This is a genomic window from Paenibacillus apis (assembly GCF_018333295.1).
Classification (GTDB): domain Bacteria; phylum Bacillota; class Bacilli; order Paenibacillales; family Paenibacillaceae; genus Fontibacillus; species Fontibacillus antibioticophila.
On sequence record NZ_BORS01000003.1, the window covers coordinates 68,250 to 87,626 of the forward strand.

The 19,377-nt window shown below is 51.2% G+C and carries 14 protein-coding genes; 1 reads left to right on the plus strand and 13 read right to left on the minus strand.

The genetic code is table 11. The features are described from left to right. Positions 1 to 11: 11 nt before the first annotated feature. The 11 genes from KI362_RS04990 to KI362_RS05040 form a co-directional block, all read right to left on the minus strand. Entirely contained in the window at positions 12 to 1,007 is a 996-nt protein-coding gene (locus KI362_RS04990; protein WP_301625359.1) for a glycoside hydrolase family 130 protein, read from the minus strand. Between the two features lie 257 nt (positions 1,008 to 1,264). Next, the gene (locus KI362_RS04995) at positions 1,265 to 2,584 is read right to left on the minus strand and encodes a glycoside hydrolase family 125 protein (RefSeq protein WP_301625361.1); all 1,320 of its coding nucleotides are present in this window, start codon (positions 2,582 to 2,584) and stop codon (positions 1,265 to 1,267) included. 44 nt (positions 2,585 to 2,628) lie between these two features. After that, positions 2,629 to 5,742, minus strand: coding sequence for an alpha-mannosidase (locus tag KI362_RS05000; RefSeq protein WP_301625362.1), 3,114 nt, complete (start codon positions 5,740 to 5,742; stop codon positions 2,629 to 2,631). 6 nt (positions 5,743 to 5,748) lie between these two features. Continuing rightward, positions 5,749 to 7,983, minus strand: a complete 2,235-nt coding sequence (locus KI362_RS05005; RefSeq protein WP_301625781.1) for a glycoside hydrolase family 3 N-terminal domain-containing protein — start codon at positions 7,981 to 7,983, stop codon at positions 5,749 to 5,751. Between the two features lie 75 nt (positions 7,984 to 8,058). Next, positions 8,059 to 8,976, minus strand: a complete 918-nt coding sequence (locus KI362_RS05010; protein ID WP_044480411.1) for a carbohydrate ABC transporter permease — start codon at positions 8,974 to 8,976, stop codon at positions 8,059 to 8,061. 24 nt (positions 8,977 to 9,000) lie between these two features. After that, positions 9,001 to 9,930 (minus strand): ABC transporter permease, encoded by a 930-nt coding sequence (locus tag KI362_RS05015; RefSeq protein WP_101781173.1) that lies wholly within the window; start codon positions 9,928 to 9,930, stop codon positions 9,001 to 9,003. An 81-nt stretch (positions 9,931 to 10,011) separates the two neighbouring features. Then, a complete protein-coding gene (locus KI362_RS05020; RefSeq protein ID WP_301625365.1) occupies positions 10,012 to 11,508 on the minus strand; it encodes an ABC transporter substrate-binding protein in 1,497 nt (498 codons plus the stop codon). A gap of 143 nt (positions 11,509 to 11,651) precedes the next feature. After that, complete coding sequence (locus tag KI362_RS05025; RefSeq protein ID WP_301625367.1) at positions 11,652 to 13,178, minus strand: response regulator transcription factor; 1,527 nt, start codon at positions 13,176 to 13,178, stop codon at positions 11,652 to 11,654. After that, positions 13,171 to 15,006 (minus strand): sensor histidine kinase, encoded by a 1,836-nt coding sequence (locus tag KI362_RS05030; RefSeq protein WP_301625369.1) that lies wholly within the window; start codon positions 15,004 to 15,006, stop codon positions 13,171 to 13,173. The genes KI362_RS05025 and KI362_RS05030 overlap by 8 nt, the downstream gene beginning before the upstream one ends. Positions 15,007 to 15,138: 132 nt before the next feature. After that, on the minus strand, positions 15,139 to 16,014 hold the full coding sequence (locus KI362_RS05035) for an AraC family transcriptional regulator (RefSeq protein ID WP_301625370.1): 876 nt from the start codon (positions 16,012 to 16,014) through the stop codon (positions 15,139 to 15,141). Further along, positions 15,971 to 16,111 (minus strand): hypothetical protein, encoded by a 141-nt coding sequence (locus KI362_RS05040; protein WP_301625372.1) that lies wholly within the window; start codon positions 16,109 to 16,111, stop codon positions 15,971 to 15,973. The genes KI362_RS05035 and KI362_RS05040 overlap by 44 nt, the downstream gene beginning before the upstream one ends. A 337-nt stretch (positions 16,112 to 16,448) precedes the next feature. On the opposite strand from KI362_RS05040, the gene KI362_RS05045 reads away from it, so the two are divergent. Then, positions 16,449 to 17,078 carry a YfbR-like 5'-deoxynucleotidase gene (locus KI362_RS05045; RefSeq protein ID WP_044480417.1) on the plus strand — a complete coding sequence of 210 codons (630 nt, stop codon included), beginning with the start codon at positions 16,449 to 16,451 and terminating at the stop codon, positions 17,076 to 17,078. A 132-nt stretch (positions 17,079 to 17,210) separates the two neighbouring features. On the opposite strand, the gene KI362_RS05050 is transcribed toward KI362_RS05045, so the two are convergent. Further along, positions 17,211 to 17,522 carry a hypothetical protein gene (locus KI362_RS05050; protein ID WP_301625374.1) on the minus strand — a complete coding sequence of 104 codons (312 nt, stop codon included), beginning with the start codon at positions 17,520 to 17,522 and terminating at the stop codon, positions 17,211 to 17,213. A 192-nt stretch (positions 17,523 to 17,714) separates the two neighbouring features. Continuing rightward, on the minus strand, positions 17,715 to 19,211 hold the full coding sequence (gene xylB, locus KI362_RS05055; protein WP_301625375.1) for a xylulokinase: 1,497 nt from the start codon (positions 19,209 to 19,211) through the stop codon (positions 17,715 to 17,717). Positions 19,212 to 19,377 lie beyond the last annotated feature (166 nt).

Here is a 19,377-nt window from a genome sequence, read left to right on the forward strand (position 1 = left end):
TCCGGACAGGCTTATGCCTCTTCCAGCGGGAACTTCTCCATATATTCGATCAATTCATCTGCAGTTGTGAAGGCAATGCCTGTCACTGTATCTGCACAGCCGTAATAAATAGCGATACGGCCTGTATCGGCATCAGTCAATGCCGCGCAAGGGAACGTTACATTCGGTACGTCGCCTACGCACTCATACAGCTCTTGAGGCCCGAGGATATAGTTCCGCGAACGTCCCAATACCTTCCAAGGCTGATCCTTGTCCAGCAGGGCAACACCCATGCGGTATACAAAGCCATTGCATGTATTAATAACCCCATGATAAATCAACAGCCATCCTTTATCCGTTTCGATCGGAACGGGTCCCGGTCCGATTTTCTTGGACTGCCATGCCGAAGCATCGCCATTGATGGTTCCCATCACATAGCGGTGTTTGCCCCAGAATGTCAGGTCAGGGCTCTCGCTGTAGAAAATGTCGCCGAACGGAGTATGCCCTGTGTCGCTCGGACGGCTGACCATCGCGTAGTTATCCCCGATTTTGCGCGGGAACAGCACGCCGTTACGGTTGTACGGAAGGAACGCATTTTCGAGCTGATGGAAGGTCTTGAAATCTGTCGTATACGCCAGGCCGATTGTTGGGCCATGGTAGCCGTTACACCAGGTAATGTAATAGCGGTCCCCGATTTGGCACACCCGAGGGTCATAACGATACTCCCTTTTGGTGATATACTCGTCGCCTTCGAACTGGATCGGCTCATGATTGATTTCCCAATTGATGCCATCCTTACTGAAGCCTGCAAAAATATCCATGCTGACGGATTTGGAATCACAGCGGAACACCCCTGCAAAGCCTTCTCCAAACGGAATAACCGCGGAGTTGAATACACTGTTCGAGTTCGGAATCGCATCCCGCGGAATGATCGGATTGGCGGAATAGCGCCAAACCGGCGAGTTGGTGCCTGCCGGCTTCTCTTGCCAAGGAATGTTTGGCAGTGCGTTGCCAATAATTTTAGCCATGTTCATATCTCCTTTTTTAAAAAGTTGAACTAATGAATTTACGTTCAGAGGGCAACGTGTGAAGTGTTCTTACGATCGCTGTTGTTCGCGGATTTCTCTGATTGAACTAAGATATTCTAAGGTGGAAATCCACTCACAAAGGCGAACGCTTACGCTTCTTCAGCACACTTCACACTTATGCCCTTTTCAACGTAGCTTTTTATTTCAACTTTTAGATTCAAAAATTCATCTTTTGATCATGAAGCAGATCATCCTTATTACAAAATGCCGTCCTTCATCGCCCGATAGACGAGCTGGGAGAACAGACTGTTCGACCAGGCGAACCATTTGCGGGTGAAGACGGTTGGATCGTCGGCATGGAAGCCTTCATGCATAAAGCCCGTATCCGCATCCGTCGCTTCCAGCATCGAGATCATTTCCAGCTTCTCTTCCGCTGTCGTCGCCGTAATTCCCTGCATCGACAAAGCCATGTGCCAGATATAATCCTTCGGTGTATGCGGACTGCCGATTCCCTTGGCTGCTTTACCTTCAAAATAGAATGGGTTCTCCTTGCTCAGTGCAAAACGTCTGGAGTTCTGGTAAATCGGATCATCCGCTGTGACATAGCCGAGGTAAGGAATCGACATAATGCCGGGCGTTCCTGCATCGTCCATCAGGCAATAGTTGCCGAAGCCATCTGTCTCGTAGGCATAAATCGGTCCGAATTCCGGATGGCGATAAATACCGTACAGCTTGATCCCGTGATCCACTTCCAGCTCGAGCTGCTTCAGCTCCTCCAGGAATTCCAGGTCACGGAATACCCATTCCGCGAACTCCTGCATTTGACGCAGGGCGACTACGGCAAACATATTTCCAGGGATGTTGTAATGGAAATCGCAAGCATCGTCGCTGGAACGGAAGCCGGACCAGATCATCCCGGTATAGTTCACCGGCATGCCGAGTCCCTGGTTCTGCAGCGAGTCCTCCGGAATGCCATTGTTCCGCATGAAGCGGTATGGCGATTGCTCGGCATGATGCTGCTCAGTCCGGAACACGTCATAGATCGTGCGCATCGCTGCCTTGAAGCCGGCATCGAAAATATCGGCGCGTCCGGTCTCCTTCCAGTACGTATAAGCAAGACGAACAACAAAGCACAAGGAATCGATCTCGAATTTGCGTTCCCACACCCAAGGCGACATGTCCGTCTTGTCTGCGGCGTTCCAGTGCCAATCATTAGAGGTTTCATTGAATGCATTCGCATATGGATCGATCTGCACGTACTGAATATGTCGCTTGATCAAGCCTGCTATAATACGCTGCAAATCCGCATCTTCCTTGGCAAGCGGCACATAATGAATGACCTGCTCCACGGAGTCGCGCAGCCAAGAGGCCGGGATATCCCCCGTGATGACGAAGGTCGTGCCATCCTCCATCAGCTTGGTCGTGGTCTCCAGTGTGTTCGGGAAGCAGTTCTTGAACAGCTTGAGCAGCTTAGGGCGATGGGCCAGCTTCTCCTCTGCTTCGGACAGAACGGATTGAACGGCTGCCGGCAACTCCAATGCCGGCATATCTATCTTAGGAAGTCTGAATTGTTCCATGCAGGTTCCACTCCTTTAATCCATAGTTTCCGCTTTTCTTTGTATTACAAATAAATTTTGACCGTCTTGATCTCAAACGGAGCGAAGCTCAGCTCTATACGGCCTTCTGTCGTCGACAGTCCTTCCCCGTCCTCTTCCAATGCATTGGACAGACAAGCTTGCTTCAGACCTGGCCAGCCCAGCGAAACCTGCTCGCGTCCGCCAGCGGATTCATACAAGCGAACAATCACAGCGTCTCCGTCTTCTGCCGGCTTGACCGTATCCAGTACAACATGCTCGCCGGTAAAGTCAATTAAAGATGCTGCAGAAGGCAATTCGCCTGCATGGGGCTCGGCTGCCAGGACAACCGGCGTGTGATTCAGCTCCGCCGCCGCACGCAGGGTATGAGCCGTCTGCCAGTCCCCTTGGTGCGGATACAGCGAATACGTAAACTCATGCTCGCCCAGATCGGCGCTGATATCCGGCCATTTCGGCGCACGCAACAGGGACAGACGCATCGTGCTGCCTTGAATATCGTAGCCGTATTTGCAATCGTTCAGCAGGCTGACGCCATATCCCCGTTCGGAGACATCCGCAAAGCGGTGTCCGCATACTTCGAACTGGGCTTGCTCCCAGCTGGTATTGCGATGCGTCGGACGCTCCAGAGCGCCGAATGGAATCTCATAGGTTGCTTTATCCGTGACAACGTCAACGGGGAATCCGACCTTCAACAGCTTATGGGATTCGTTCCAGTTCACTTTCGTATGGAAATCGATCCGCCGGTCATGATGATACAGAATCATATCCTGAACGATCTCTGACTGCCCCAGACGATAGCGGAATCGCAGCACGTCTTGAACAGGTCCTTTTGCTGCTACTGCACTTTCTATCAGCTTAACATCGCCAGCCGGCTGCTGCTCGTAGCGAGGATCAATATCCCAGGCATCCCACAGCGTCGGACGGTCATGATAGAAATGGAATCGGTTAGCCGCTTCGCCGGCTTTCACAATCTCACGCCGGGCGGTCTTATCCCACAAGCTGACGATTTCGCCGCGCTCGTTGAACTTCAGGCGGTAATAGGAAGTCTCCCATTCCCCCTTTAGCTCCTGCTCCGCCGCTGCTGTCGCAGCTGGCGAAGATGCTCCTGCAGGCTCCTCTTTTCGCAGCCAGACCGTTTTGTAGCCGAGAGCAGGCACGCCAGGCACACGCAGTCTAGCCGTTACATCCCCATCGAGATCTGAACGTACTTCGTATGGAAGACGTACTCCCTGCTCATCATATACAGCCAAGCCGCTTTCGGAAGATAATTCACGAAGGGATACGATCATATCCCGGGACCAGCCAAGACTGTTAAAGATGATATAAGGCTTGCCTTCGCCTGCTGTCGATACTTGGGCTGCCAGTGCTTCCAGACCATGTTGCAGACCGATATTTCCCTTTTCGAAAACCTCCGTATATTCCTTGGTGGAAGTTTCATAGGCTTCGGTAATCGCGGAGCCAGGGATAATGTCATGGAACTGATTGAGCAGAATCAGCTTCCAGCCGTCATGCAGCGAGTCCCGAACCTCGATTTGACGCTCTCCAGACATGGACGGAGCTGCCAGCGTGTTCCAGACCTCGGCTTCACGGTACAGAATTTCCGCCTTCCGGTTGCTGCGCTTGTTGCGTCCGTGCGTTGTATACGTGCCGCGATGCAGCTCAAGATACAGATCACCGTGCCAGGCGGGAAGCTTTGGCTTAGCGGCTTCAATGCCGGCGAAGAATGCTGCGGCTGTACTGTATTCGCTGCCCGGCTGGCCCACCATCAGATCGGCCCGGTCAATGTATTCCAGCATTTCGCGCGTAACTCCGCCGCCGCCGTCTCCATGCCCGTATAAGAGCATCTGCTCCGGATGAACAGCCTTCTCGCGGAAGGACTGCCAGTGCTCGTGCACATCCTTCGGCAGCGTATTTTCGTTAACGCCGTGGTTCAAGTAGGACAGCATCGGCGTTCCGTCAATGCCTACCCAATGGAACAGGTCGTAAGGGAATATGTTGGTGTCATTCCAGCCCAGCTTTGTGGTCATGAAATAACGGATGCCCCCGTGCTGCAAAATTTGCGGCAGCGAAGCGCAGTAACCAAACGTATCCGGCAGCCATTCGATATCCGAGGTCAGCCCGAATTCCTCCCGGTAGAAGCGTTGTCCATACAGCATTTGCCGCATCAACGATTCTCCGCTCGGCAAGTTCAGATCCGGCTCGACCCACATTCCGCCGACCAGTTCCCAGCGTCCTTCTTTGATTCTCTCCTTCACTCGTTCATACAGCTCGGGATCGTTATCCTTCAGATAGGCAAATAGCTGCGGCTGGCTCTGCGCATACCGGTACTGCGGATATTCCTTCATCAGGGCATCCACGGTTGAAAAGGTCCGGCTAGCCTTACGCACTGTTTCCCGAATCGGCCATAACCAGGCGATATCAATATGGGATTGACCCACCATATGAATCAGGCCCTCGGCATTGCCGCCAATTTCCTTTACCCGGGCCGACAGCCGCTGCTCAATCCCGGTTAGCGAGCTGCCTTCGCGGATCGCCGCCTCGTCGAGCGCAACAAATTCATCCATAGCGGTGTACAGCGCCTCGATCAGGCGCGTACGGCGGAAATCTTGCTCAGGCAGCAGAACCGCCGAATCGCGAATAACCGTCGCCGTGTACATTAAGCTCTGTACCGCCCGATTGACGAGCACAAGCTGGCTGTCAACCCGAGTGATCGGAGGCTGAATGACAGCCTGCTTATTCAATGGGTCAACCGGCTCCGGAATCGGGTCATACAGCTCGATCTCCAGCTCCAGGGATTGCCCTAACTCTGCTGTGTTCAAGGTAACAAAGGTATGATTGCGGTCCAGGCCCTGTGCCGATTTGCCGTTGATGCGCAGCAGCCCTTCTCCGCCCGAGGCGAAGACCAGTCCGACATGGCCGGCCTGCCATGGTTCCGGAATGTCCAGCTTCGTCCGGAAGAAGTAGGTTGTGCCCTGTGTACTTGGAAATCTATCCAGTGTTCCGTCCTCGAGATACGGCTTCTCCTCCGTATACTTGCCTGGAATCAGGTAAGTATTGGCGGTAATCTTCCAATCAAGGCTGCGTTGCTCCAGCCACTGAGCCTCTGTCAGCTCCCGGATAAAACGTCTGATCCGTTCCATATAATATTAGTCCTCCCGCACAATAAAATTGGCGCTCAGTAATTCATTCACATGTTTGCCGACATGCACTTGGAACTCTCCAGGCTCGACCACCGGCTCGTAGTTCGCTCCGATGTATTGCAGTTGTTCCGGCCCTACGGTAAACTCAACCGTCTGGGTTTCGCCCGGCTGTAAAAATACCTTGCGGAAGCCTTTCAGCTCTTTGCCCGGCCGAGTAACTGTGCTCGCGACATCCGTCACGTACAGCTGAACCACTTCGGCCCCTGCGCGTTGCCCTGTGTTCTTCACTTCAACCCGCACCTGAACCTCTTCATTCTTATGGATGCTGTCTGAAGAGACACTTAGCTTGTCGTAAGTAAACTCCGTATAGCTGAGTCCGAAGCCGAAAGGATATCTTGGCTGCGAGTCCGCTTCCAGATAGCGTTTGCCGCGCGAGCGCTTGCCGTTGTAGTACACCGGAAGCTGTCCAACATGCTTCGGAATGGAAACGGTCAAGCGTCCGGACGGGTTCACATCACCGAACAAAATATCCGCCACGGCATGGCCGCCCTCTTGGCCTGGGTACCAGGCCTCCAGGATCGCATCCGCATGCTCATCGATCCAAGGCTCGGCGATTGGCCGGCCATTGATATAGACGACAACCAACGGTTTGCCCAGCTTATGAATCTCCTGAATCAGCTCCAACTGAACTCCCGACAGTGACAGCGACAAGCGGTCAATACCTTCGCCGCAGTCCATATCACTCTCGGAGTTGCCGGTTACTTTGGAAGCGCCTGTCTTGAGATCAATACTGCCCTCACCGAAATCCCGGGCACTGGAGCCGCCAACGACCATAACTACCGTATCTGCCTGCTCTGCTGTAGATAAAGCAAATTCAAAGCCTTCCCGGGAATCGCCCTTGATCCGGCAACCCGGCGCATACAGCACTTGCTCAGGCGTATCAGCCAGCTTGGTGCGGATGCCTCCAAGCACCGTCGTCACCTTGTCCCGCGGCTGTGGCGACGTGTAGTCTCCAAGCTGATTATAACCCACGTCGGCATTGGGGCCAATCACAGCGATCTTGCCGGCGCCCGGCGCCAGCGGCAATACCCCTTCATTTTTCAGCAGAACAATACCTTCCCCGGCCAGCTTGCGGGCCAGCTCCACATGCTCTGCACTGCCGATCACCTGCTCGGCCCGATCCGGGTCAGCATAAGGCGACTCAAACAGACCCAGGCGGAATTTCAGCGTCAGGACGCGGCGTACCGCGCGGTCCAGCACTTCCTCTTCCAATTGGCCTGCATGGACAGCCTCGACAAGATGCTTGCCGAACATTTCACCGGACATTTCCATATCGATTCCTGCCCGGATAGCCTGAATGGCCGCGTCACGGCCATCGGCCGCTACATCGTGCCCGGAGGCCAGCATATCAATGGCACCGCAATCGGTGATGACCATGCCGTCAAAGCCCCAATCGTTACGCAATACATCCTCAAGCAGTTCCTGGTTGGTCGTACAAGGTACGCCGTCAATTTCGTTATACGCCGGCATGATCGAAGCCGCTCCTGCCTCTACCGCCTTGCGGAATGGCAAAAGATCCACCTCGAGCAGCTCTCGGCGCCCCATATGCACCGGACCGGCATTTCTGCCGCCCTCGGAGCTTCCGTAGCCGACAAAGTGCTTCAATGTCGCGGCTACGCTATCCTCTCCGTCCAGCTTCTCGCCCTGAAGACCCTCTACGGATGCCACGGCCATTTCACTAATCAGATGCGCATCCTCGCCGAAGCATTCCTCGGTCCGTCCCCAGCGGGGATCCCGAACCACATCAAGCACCGGAGAGTAGGTTACCGCTCCGCCCTGGCTGCGTGTCTCGCGGCCAACAACACGGCACATTTCACGGTACAAATCTACGTTCCAGGTACTACCCAGCGAGAGGGGGACCGGAAAGACGGTCGCACCAATGGCCATGTGACCATGCGAGCATTCTTCTCCGATCAGGATCGGAATGCCCAGCCGCGAATTCTCGATCGCGTAGCGTTGAATTGTGTTGACCGCTTCGGCTCCCTCACGCGGCGAGAGGCCGCTTTCCAGCGTGACCCCTGTCCAGGGATCGGCGCGCAGCACACCGTAAAGCGAACCAACACCCGCTTGCTCAATTTGCTTTTTAAAAGCTTCGGTAAGACGAATTTCTCCGTTTATATGTTCATAGGTCTGCCAACCGAACGGTTGAACCAGCTGGCCGGCCTTTTCTTCCAAAGTCATTAGTCCAAGCAAATGCTCTACTCGTTCCGGAATCGGTTTTGTCCTGTCCTTGTAGATCAACGTCCTCGCTCCTTTTTATTCTTTAACTGCACCTACCGTCAGACCTTGCACGAAGTAGCGTTGGAAGAACGGGTAGGCGAAAATAATCGGCAGTGTTGCAAGCACGACCATCGCCATCCGCGAAGTATCCTGCGGAATAGATTGCAGCGCGGTCAAGCTGAGCGAGCTGTTCTGCGAGTTTTGCTGAATAAAGGCAATGCTTGATTCGATACGCATCAGCATCGACTGCAGCGGTACAAGGTTTGGTACATCGATGTAAAGCAAGGCATTAAACCAGTCGTTCCAATATCCGAGGGTACTGAACAGACCGATCGTGGCTAACCCAGGGAGCGACAACGGAAGCACGATGCGCAAGAAGATATAGAAATCTCCCGCTCCATCAATCCGCGCCGATTCAATGACCGCCTCAGGGACGCTAGTGCTGTAGAACGTCCGTAAAATCATAATATAGAAGGCATTCATAGCCAGTGGCAAAATCAGAGCCCACACCGTATTTTTAAGCCCCATAAGCTGGGAGACTACCATATAGGTTGGGATCATACCGCCGTTGAACAGCATGGTTACGATCGCAAACACCGAGAAAAAGCGCCGGTACCGGAAGCTGTTCCGTGAAATGGCGTAAGCGTACAAGGAAATCATAATCAAACTGATAACTGTTCCGACCAAGGTGACAAAAATGGTCACTCCATAGGAGCGAAGCAGCATATCGCCGCTCTGGAACACATACCGGTAAGCTTCCAAGCTCCATTGAGCCGGAAGGATACGGTAACCATCCGTTGCCAGCGTCTTCTCATCGGTTAACGAGATGATAACGACGAACAGGAACGGAAACACACACAGAAATGCAAATATACCTGCAATCAGGTTCAGCACAACGTTCCAACCTGTACCTACCTGATGAAAGTCCTTATTTCTTCTAATTACTCCCGCCATTGTCTGACACTCCTTTCAGCTGTTTTAGAATAGGGCACTGTCTTTATCGATTTTACGTACAACATAGTTGGAGACCATGACGAGTGCAAAGCCGACTACCGATTGATAAAGGCCAGCTGCCGTACTCATGCCGATTTCCCCGGATGTCTTCAGACCACGGTATACATAAGTATCGATAACGTTTGTAACGGCATACAGCGGACCGGAATCTCTTGGTACTTGATAGAACAGACCGAAATCGGCGTAGAAGATCTTCCCTACCGCCAGCAAGGTCATAATGATAATAATCGGGGACAGCATTGGAATTGTAATATTTTTCACTTGCTGCCATTTGTTGGCGCCGTCAATCATTGCTGCTTCATAAAGCGATTTGTCGATACCCATAATGGATGCAAGGTACACGACGCTGTTGTAGCCAATAGACTTCCACAAGCTTACAAAAATCAAAATATAGGGCCAGTATTTCGCTTCGGAATACCATTGAATTGGATCTCCGCCAAACCAGCTGATAATTTGGTTGAACATCCCGCGATCCATGCTCAGGAAGCTGAACGCAAAATAGCCGACAATAACCCATGACAGGAAATACGGCAGAAACATACCGGTTTGATAAACCTTCGCCAATCTTTTGTTCACAAGCTCGGATAACAGTACGGCCATGGCTACCGACAGCACCAATCCGATAAAGATAAATGCAATGTTATAGAGCAACGTGTTTCGTGTAATTAAAAGCGCGTCATTAGTACTGAACAAAAACTTGAAGTTGTCCCAGCCAACCCATTCACTCTTTGCAAGGCTAGCCCAGAACCCTTCTCTGCTGAAGCGGTACTGTTTGAAGGCAGCGATGGTCCCTACTAGAGGCATGTAAGAAAAGAAGAAAAACCAAAGCGCGCCGGGCAACACCATGAAGAGCATGACTTTGTTTTTGAGCAGATTTCTAAAAAATGCGGCCACCTTATTCCCCTCCTGTCAAAAAATAATGAAAAAGGATCGGGCGATGTTATCACCCGCCCGATCCCGAAACTTCTTTAATTATTACTTGTTGTTCGCAGCTCTCCAGGCATCGAGCTGGGTTTGGGCCTCAGCAATTACCTTGTCAAGACCTGCTTCTTTGAACTTTTCAATCGCTTTAGGCAAGAACTCATCAGGTTCTACAGTACCTGTCATCAGGGAAGACCAGTATTGTTCCTTCACGTTCTGTATAGCCGCCATTTCCGAAGCAACTTTCGTGCTGTCAAAGTTAAAGCTCAGAATCGGCGAGTCAACGCCAGCAGCGTTAAAGGTTTTGAATTGCTCCCATTTATCATCAGGATCGTTAGCATTCAAGTAAAGGAGCATGTTGTTACCCAAGGAGTACGAAGGCATATCGTAGTTCTTCGACTCAGGCAGGTTTTCATAGTGTGTCTCATCCGTCTTGTTGTAGTGAACGCCTTCGATACCGGAGTCAACCATGTTGCGCAATACCGGATCGGTGTTCAGCAAGTTCAGGAATTCCATCGCTTTTTCCGGATATTCGGAGTTAGCGGAGATTGCCATGATCGAACCTTGTACCGATGTGTTCGTGATGATTGCATCACTCGCTGGTGTGGAAACAACTGGGTAGCCATAGCTTTGGGACCAGAGGTTATCCGCAGACGGTTGAGTTTGCGCACGGTCCATGAACCACATCGAAGAAGTCATCAGGTCACTGGTGGAGCCGGTAGTTGCAGCTTCAGGAGCAATGTAACCTGCTTTGTAGTACTTACGCATCAAATCAAGAGCGTCTTTCATTTCTTGGGTTTCAAGGATGTTGACGATTTTATAATCTGTTGTATCAAGCTTTACAGCCATTGGCAGATTTTGAACTACATAGTCGTAAGGGACATAAGGAACGTAGTTCTTATCCATAGCGAACGCTGTGATCGTTGGCTCGTTTTCCTTGATGGTCTTCAACAGCGGCTCAATGCTTTCCAAGGAGCGGACGTTCGAGATGTCCAGGTTGTATTTATCAAGGAATTGCTTGTTAAAGCGCCATACTTCTTGTTGTGGCAGCTCTTTGTTAGCAGGAATACCATAGTTATGTCCATCAACCTTGGATCCTTCGAGGAAGGCAGGGTCGATCGTGTTCTTCAGATCTTGTCCATATTGCTCTAACAGATCATCGAGAACCATGAAGGCTCCCTTTCTTGCATTTTGTACATAGTCAAAGCCGCCGGCGGAAGTGAAGATGATATCCATTGGCTCACCGGAAGCAACGTTTACTTGCATTTTTTGCTGGTAGTCGCCCCAGTCGACCATTTTCATAGTGATCGTTGCGTTAATTTTCTCTTTCGTATACTTGCTGACTTCCTCCATAACGCGATCCACATCTTTTTGCGGTGTCCCGATGGTGTACCAAATCAGGTTAACTGTCTTTTCCGAACTGCCGCCTGTCGACGTGCCCGTGTTACCTTCGGCAGCGTTGTTGTCCTTGCCGCCGCAAGCGCTCAATACGAGCACCAGAGCCATCAGAGTAGCGAGTACGAAAGAAAAGCTTCTTTTACTATTTCTCATGATGATCCTCCCTTTTAGATTGTTTCGTCTAACTTACAATTCAACCTTACCGAATGAAAGCCGTTACAAAAAGAATACAAACTAAATAAATCGAGGTACAAATTAAAGAAAAAAAGCCTACAAGGTATGGAAGACCTATTTTATTAGTGAAGCGCTTTAAAATCGGTCGGCGATATGCCCACGTATTTCCTGAATTGCTTGTAAAAATATCCAATTTCCCAATACCCCACATTTCGGGCGATCTCATGCACTTTATAGTTGGTCACTTTCAAAAGCTCCTTGGCTTTTTCAATACGATATTTGTTGATATACTCCGCGAATGTCCCCCCTGTCTCCTTCAGAAAAAGCTGTCCCAAATAAACCGGATGAATATGATAATGCGCTCCAAGCGTTTTAAGTGAAAGCTCCTCCGCATAGTGACTATGGATATAATTCAATACCTGATGGACAACCGGGCTTTTCACGTCTCTCATCAGTGAGTTGACCGTGATATTCGCCACTTCCTCCAGAATCTCTAGCAATCCGTCAAAGGACTGGCTGTTCTGGATTTGTCCGAGCGCTTGCCTGAAACTATCGGCTTCCTCGGTAAGCTTAATCTCTTGAAGCTCCATCTTGAAGCGAATAATCAATTCCATCGCAGCGCTCTGCAGATCGTCCGGGCGCACACCCTCCCCTTGCTTAAGCTGCTCAAAATCATCTCGAATATTCTTCTTTAGCTCCTCTATATCTCCGGATAAAATCAGCTTGCTGTATTCCGCCCATGGCATAGAATGGCTGGAGAAGGCCATTCCCCGATTTCGTTCCAATTGTCCGTATTCGATAAACAGCCGTTCTGGATAGACGATATAGTATTCCAGCGCTCGTTTGGCCTCTTTATAACTAATCGAGGCTGCTTCCGAGACGGGTTCGACACGGCCCACTCCAATATGAACCGGACGGCTCATGACAGACAGTTCCATTGACAGGTCCTCTACCAAGCGAATAAAGGCTTTTCTCCCATCCTCTTGACCGGACAAGGAAGCAATGAGAACCAGATCTCCATCCACATCCCGGCAAAGGGTGGACTGTTCGTCCCGGGTCTCCAGAAACCCGGCTACCCGCTCAAACAAGACGGACAGGCTTGCTTTTGTCCTCAGGACGCAGACAGCAAAATACGGAGCTCGGAGCTTCAGGTCCAGCAACCCTGCACGCTCGGCGAATTCCGGCGCTGCGATCTGACCGTTCAGCCAACGGTACAGTGTATTATCCTTAAGAATCTGGACGTCATAATCATCGTACTGCTCCTTCGGTTGAATCCGGTCCAGCTTTTGCACGGTATTGCGAAGGGTGGACTCAAGCTCCTCCACATTGATCGGCTTCAACAGATAGTTCTCAATGCCCAGGCGCATACCTTCTTTGAGGTAGTCAAATTCGTTGAATCCGCTTAAGATGACAACCTTCATTTCTGTATGGAGCTTGCGCACTTCAGAAATCAGGCTCAATCCATCCATAACCGGCATCGAGATATCGGTGATCAGCAAATCGGCTGGCGTGGTCTTTAACGCCTCCAATGCCTGCTGTCCGTTCTCCGCGTGCCCTACAATTTCAAGGCCAAACAAGGGCCAGTCCACAATATCGTACAAGCCTTCAACAATAAAAGGCTCGTCATCTACAATGAATACTTTATACATCCTGAGCCTCAGCCTCCATTTCTTCCCGAACCGGGTAGCGTACGATAACGACAGTTCCACTCTCCGGCGAACTCTCAATTTCAATTCCGTACTCAGGTCCGTACAAGAAGCGCAAGCGGCTATGGACACTTCTCAGACCAAACATGCGGCCGGTCTCTTCCTCCCGTTCCAGCTCCTCCCGGATCTCGGCCAATTGGTCAGGCTCAATGCCCTTTCCGTTATCTTGCACCACTACCGTCAAAATATCCCCGTCCTCCTGCACCTGAATCGTTAACCGATTGTCATAGCGATCCGTCCGGATTCCATGAACAATGTAATTCTCAACGATCGGCTGCAAGGACAGCTTCACTACCGATTGTCCGTATAATTCGGGAGCAGCCTGAATCTCATATTCGAAGCGGTCCTTGTAGCGAATCCGGAACAGCTCCAAATAGAGTCGACAAGCCTCCAGCTCATCCTTAAGGGTGTAGACTCTCTTTTGCTGCACCAGGCTTTTGAATAAGACAGATAGACTGTAGATCATCTCCGCAACATCCTTGGCCCCTTGAGAGACTGCACGCATTCGAATGACCTCCAATGTATTGTAAAGGAAGTGCGGATTGATTCGGGCCTGCAAAGCGACAAGCTCTGTCTGCTGCTGCTTGATTTCCGCTTTGAATACCCGGTCGATATACTCATTCAGCTCTTCCAGCATATCGTTAAAGCTTTTGGAAATCTGGCCAAGCTCATCGTCTCTTGTATCCGCAATCCGGGTTGTGAAGTCCCCGTCACGAACCTTTCGGGTAAAGCGAATAATGTTATACATTCTTTTTGCAAAATTGCTGATAAAAAGCGCGGGAATCAAGATGGCGAACAAAATACAGACGGAGCTGATCAGTAGGATCGTATTCCGCAGTCCTTGATAGGTTTTGGCCAATTCCTTTTTCGGCACAGTACTTAATACCGTGAATCCGCCCTGGCTATGGGTTATTTTGGTCGCAATCAAGTCATCCCCCAGTTCATCATTGTCATACACGGTGTTAAGCTCCTCGAAATAGGGATATTTCTTTCCTTGATAAAAGCCCGTGGAGTCAAACAGCACGCTTCCGTCCTGTGACAAAACAAGAATGGAGCCTTTGAGATCCTCTTTATATAGCGCCAGGCTATTCCACACCTTATCCGTATCGTAATAGACCACCAATTGGCCTATATTTTTGAGCGTTAGGGTATTGTTCACCGGAAAACGTACCGAGTAGGTCGAGGTATTCGTCGTCTCAATAGCTCGGCTGACCCAAATATTGGATGGTCCTACCCCAGGGCCTTCCTGCTGATACATCACTTCCGGGATATAAGAGCGAGCTAGGTTGGTCGGGATGATCTTGAACTGCTGCATGTAGTTGTAAAACACATAAAGCTGATACTGATCCACACTGTATAGCATGAGACTGCGGATATCCGGATCATCATCCACCTTGCCGCGGAAGAACGTAACCATATCAGACGAGGAAATACCGTTATCCGTGTAAAACCGCTCCAGGCGATAGTTCACATAGTCCTGGTACGGATGCTCCAGGAAGTAAGACATATTCACAGCCAGCACATCATCACGATAGACCTCGCGCACCGTGGACTGAATAGAATCATACTTTCCGCTAAAATAGTTGCTGACCCTCTCGACCGCTCCTTTCTGGATGTCGAGTTGCCTTTGCACGGCAGATTCGGACATCACCTTGAACATCAGATAGGAAAAGGTAATGATCGTAACGATCGTGATCACCGAGAAGAACAGGATAATCTTCATAAACAAGTTGTTCTTGAAATAATTACGGTAAATGTATCGGATATGCATATCTTTCCTCCTTGGAAGCCTTGTCTCAATTATAGCATTGCCTCTCAAGGAGTTCATGGCACTCCCTTTTGTTGCACGTCTATAAATATCGAACAGCCGGCCTGCCCCGTGAAGAGCAGCCGGCTGATGTTGTTAACTTTTCTTGATTACAGGAATCCAGATCTCGCTTGTATAGTCGGGAACCGTTGTGTCCTTGCCTTCGTTCCAGAGCAACTCCGGCCCTCCCGTCAGTTCGTAGCCTGATGAAGGGAACCATTCTGAATAGATTCTTGCCCAGGTATCCTGCAAGGCTCTCGGGAATTCTCCTGTCGCAGTAAACACCGCCCAGGTGGAAGCTTCTACCGGGAGCACCTCCCAACGGTCAGGAACCGTTTCTGTTGTGGCGACCCCGATATATTGATCCAACTCTCCGCCTTCCTGACGTCCCTCCGCGAAATTGGCAGATACACATACGATGCCTCTAGGTTCCGTATTGGAGATCCGCTTTAATTCAGCATAATCCTCCATCGTCAAACGGGTCCACATCTCGTCGATCTGAGGATTCGTTCCCTCATAAATCAGCGTGATGCGTTCCATGATGCCTGCAATCTGAAAAGGTCCCTTTTCAACAATCCGATACTCCATGGGGTTACCTCCCTTAATCGTTAATTGAAAGGTCATGGGCGGAAAAGACTTCAGCCTGGAAGAACCCTTCCGGGCTTCTGATGGCGTAGTCCCGTGCCAGGCCTGAAACGCCCTGGTGAAGGAGTCCGGTGAATCATAGCCATATTTCAGGGCAATATCAATGACCTTTTCCGTCCGGTTAAGCAGATCCATGCCGGCCAATGTCAACCTGCGGTAACGGATATATTCGCCCAGACTCATCCCCGACAAGAAGGAGAACATCCTGCGGAAGTGATACTCCGAGCAGCCTGCAATTCGAGCGACACTGCGCATATCGATCTCCTCGTCCAGCAAACGCTCTTCAATATACTCCATGGCCTGATTCATTTGCTTCAGTGCTTCCATGCCCTCCAGCTCCTTTCCAGCGCTCCCATAGCTCCAGTTCCTTTCTAGTGTTCACACAGGTCCAATCCATTCCAGTGCCTCCAAAGCTACGATCCATTTCCAGTGCCTCCAAAGCTACGATCCATTTCCAGTGCTCTCGCGGCCCCAGTTCCTTTCCACTGCATCATAACATCCATTATTCGGGCTCCACCCGACATTCCCTCTACGGAATTTGCAGGATCGAAGACAAAAGTTACCTGCGCAGCCCGGATGGAATTAAGCAATGGAGAGTTTATATTCGCATTAATTCGTATTAAATAAAAGCGCATATTCGTATGAAATATTGGATGTTAATCGTCCATTAACAAATCACATTCATACTTAACCTAAGCCGCACAAATTCATACTTCATCTCAGCCACGCAAATTATCACGGGTACAGAAAGGGATTCACATATGGGAATTCACACCTACTTCTATTCATTAAACGACTTGGAGCGGATCATTCGCTGCCCTGGCCGATTCAAGCTTCAGGAGCACAGTGTATCTGCGCATTCCTGGAAGGTTGTTCAATACGCCAAGACCTTGGCCGATATCGAGGAAAGCCACGGGGTAACGGTGGACTGGAAAAAGTTATACGAAATTACCAGCAGCCATGATTATGGCGAAATTTTTATCGGAGATATCAAAACTCCTGTGAAGCATTATTCGTTGGAGCTTAGAGCCATGCTGCAGCAGGTTGAGGAGGGCATGGTCGCTCACTTCATCGACGAGCATATTCCGGAGGAATTCCAGGCCATCTTCCGCAGACAATTGCGGGAAGGAAAAGACGACTCGGTGGAGGGGCGTATCCTGGAGGTAGCCGACAAGATGGATCAGATCTACGAGGCCTTTGCAGAACTGCAGTTAGGCAACACGGAAAAAGAATTCATCACCATGTACCGAAATGCGCTTATCAAGATCAAAGGCATCAAGCTGCACTGTGTAGATTACTTTCTGCAGCATATTCTTCCCGATATCGTCCGAGAGGGGTCGCGCTCCCCGGTCGACATCGAGAAAATCACCAACGAAGCGTTATCGTCTTGATGCTCGGAAGAAGTTGCTGTCCATTAAGGCCCCAAAGCTATCCAACACGTTCCCAAATTAAAAAGTCGGGCGAGAAAAGTGGCGATCCCCATCTTACAATCAGGGGTCAGTCCCAGGTTTTTCGTCCAACTTTTATTGTTCCTTCTCTTTTGGCTTTCTGCGATTAATGCCTTTCTGCACTATAATCGCCGCACGAGCACCCGCACCTGCAATTATAGTGACTTTCTGCACTATAATCATCGCATGAGCACCCACGCCTGCAATTTTAATGCCTTTCTGCACTATAATCGCCGTATGAGCGCCCACGCCTGGAATTATAGTGCTTTTCTGCACTATAATCATCGCACGAGCACCCGCACCTGCAATTATAGTGACTTTCTGCACTATAATCATCGTATGAGCGCCCACGCCTGCAATTTTAATGCCTTTCTGCACTATAATCATCGCATGAGCACCCACGCCTGCAATTTTTAATGCCTTTCTGCACTATAATCATCGCATGAGCGCCCGCACCTGGAATTATAGTGACTTTCTGCACTTATTTCCGTAGCGCACGATGTGGCTTTGGTGAAGAAGGGGGACCCTCTTCTACTCCAACTGCAAACACTCTTGGGTCCCCACAGTCTGCTATGCGGATTAGCCGCGGAACTCTTGCAGCCCTTCATTCAGCGAACGGGTAGCCGCATACACTTGCTGATAAAGCTTGAACAGGCGGCTATAGGTTTCAACATTGGCCGGTACCGGCTCATAGGTTTGCGCATAGCCGATAAATTGATCGGCGCAATCCTTGAGGCTGGCGAACCAGCCGCTGCCGACCGCTGCCATCATGGCTGCGCCCATCGCCGGGCCTTGTTCGTTCTTCAGCGAGACGACCGGTATGCCGAAAATATCGGCTTGCATTTGCAGCCAGACCGGATTCTTCGCACCGCCGCCGATGGAGATCATCCGATCCACCTCGATGCCCGCCTCGCGGAACAAGGCAAGGGATTCAGCCAGCGAGAAGGTGATGCCCTCCATCACGGCGCGGGCCAGATGCTCCCGGCGATGCGTGCCGGACAGCCCGATGAAGCTGCCGCGAATGACGCTGTCTGCATGAGGCGTGCGCTCGCCGACCAGGTATGGCGTGAACAGCAAGCCGTCCGCTCCAGGAGGTAGCGAGCCCACGGGCGCAAGCAGCTCATTGAAGCCAAGCTCCGGCGCCAGCGAATCCTTGAACCAGCTCAGGGAATAGCCTGCTGCCAGGGTAACCCCCATGGCATAAAAGGCTCCTGGATGAGCATGGTTGAAGAAGTGCACCTTGCCGCCGAAGTCCTTGCTCTTGTCCTCCTCGTAGGTGAGGACAACGCCCGATGTGCCGATGCTGCACAGCGCATCGCCCTTGCGGACAATGCCGGCGCCTACTGCGCCGCAGGCATTGTCCGCGCCGCCGCCGAACACACGGGTGTTCGGCGAGAGGCCGCTCTGCTGCGCGAACTCCGGCAGCACCGTGCCGGTGTCCTCCGTGCTGCCGACGAGCGGCGGGCAAAACCCGGCCGGAAGTCCGAAGGCCGCGGTGATCTCTTCGCTCCACGCCCCTTCCGGCACATTCAAGAGCAGCGTGCCTGCGGCGTCGGAGATTTCCATCGCGACCTGCCCGGTCATCCGATAGCGCAAATAATCCTTCGGCAGCACAAAGCGCGCCGCCTTCGCAAACAGCTCAGGCTCATGCTTTTGCACCCACAAAATCTTCGGCAGCGTAAAGCCCTCCAACGCCGCATTCCGGGTAATCTCCAGCAGGCTGTCTCCCAGCTTCGCCTCGATCTCCCGGCATTCCTTCGTCGTGCGGGTATCATTCCACAGGATCGCATTGCGAAGCACCTGGTTCTGCTCATCCAGCAGCACCAGACCATGCATTTGCCCGGAGAAGGATACGCCTTCGATATCTTCGGCCGCCGCCTGCTTACTGTCCAGCAGTTCCTTCAGACAACCAAGCGTTCCCTTTACCCATTCCTCCGGATCCTGCTCGCTGTATCCCGGGCGTTCCTGAATCAGCGGGTAAGAAGCTGTAGCCTCGCCCACAATATCTCCCTGCTTGTTCACCAGCACCGTCTTTACCGAGCTGGTTCCCAAGTCGATTCCAATTACGTACTTCATCGTCCGATACGCCTCCCTTAATCATGTATATAATTCAAAGCTATCTGAATTGAACAAAAGAAGATAAATAAAGGGCATAAGTGTGGAGTGTTCCTCCATCGTACAATTATTAGTCCAACTTATTATGAACCGAAAAAAGGGGACGACCAGGCGCCCCCTTTTTTTA

Excerpts from the sequence above, each read along its gene's own strand:
- KI362_RS05005 (WP_301625781.1), bottom strand. The coding sequence starts at position 7,983 with ATGACTTTGGAAGAAAAGGCCGGCCAGCTGGTTCAACCGTTCGGTTGG.
- KI362_RS04990 (WP_301625359.1), bottom strand. The coding sequence starts at position 1,007 with ATGGCTAAAATTATTGGCAACGCACTGCCAAACATTCCTTGGCAAGAG.
- KI362_RS05010 (WP_044480411.1), bottom strand. The coding sequence starts at position 8,976 with ATGGCGGGAGTAATTAGAAGAAATAAGGACTTTCATCAGGTAGGTACA.
- KI362_RS05030 (WP_301625369.1), bottom strand. The coding sequence starts at position 15,006 with ATGCATATCCGATACATTTACCGTAATTATTTCAAGAACAACTTGTTT.
- KI362_RS05050 (WP_301625374.1), bottom strand. The coding sequence starts at position 17,522 with ATGATTATAGTGCAGAAAGGCATTAAAATTGCAGGCGTGGGCGCTCAT.
- KI362_RS05025 (WP_301625367.1), bottom strand. The coding sequence starts at position 13,178 with ATGTATAAAGTATTCATTGTAGATGACGAGCCTTTTATTGTTGAAGGC.
- KI362_RS04995 (WP_301625361.1), bottom strand. The coding sequence starts at position 2,584 with ATGGAACAATTCAGACTTCCTAAGATAGATATGCCGGCATTGGAGTTG.
- KI362_RS05035 (WP_301625370.1), bottom strand. The coding sequence starts at position 16,014 with ATGGAAGCACTGAAGCAAATGAATCAGGCCATGGAGTATATTGAAGAG.
- KI362_RS05000 (WP_301625362.1), bottom strand. The coding sequence starts at position 5,742 with ATGGAACGGATCAGACGTTTTATCCGGGAGCTGACAGAGGCTCAGTGG.
- KI362_RS05040 (WP_301625372.1), bottom strand. The coding sequence starts at position 16,111 with ATGGATCGTAGCTTTGGAGGCACTGGAATGGATTGGACCTGTGTGAAC.
- KI362_RS05020 (WP_301625365.1), bottom strand. The coding sequence starts at position 11,508 with ATGAGAAATAGTAAAAGAAGCTTTTCTTTCGTACTCGCTACTCTGATG.
- KI362_RS05045 (WP_044480417.1), top strand. The coding sequence starts at position 16,449 with ATGGGAATTCACACCTACTTCTATTCATTAAACGACTTGGAGCGGATC.
- xylB (WP_301625375.1), bottom strand. The coding sequence starts at position 19,211 with ATGAAGTACGTAATTGGAATCGACTTGGGAACCAGCTCGGTAAAGACG.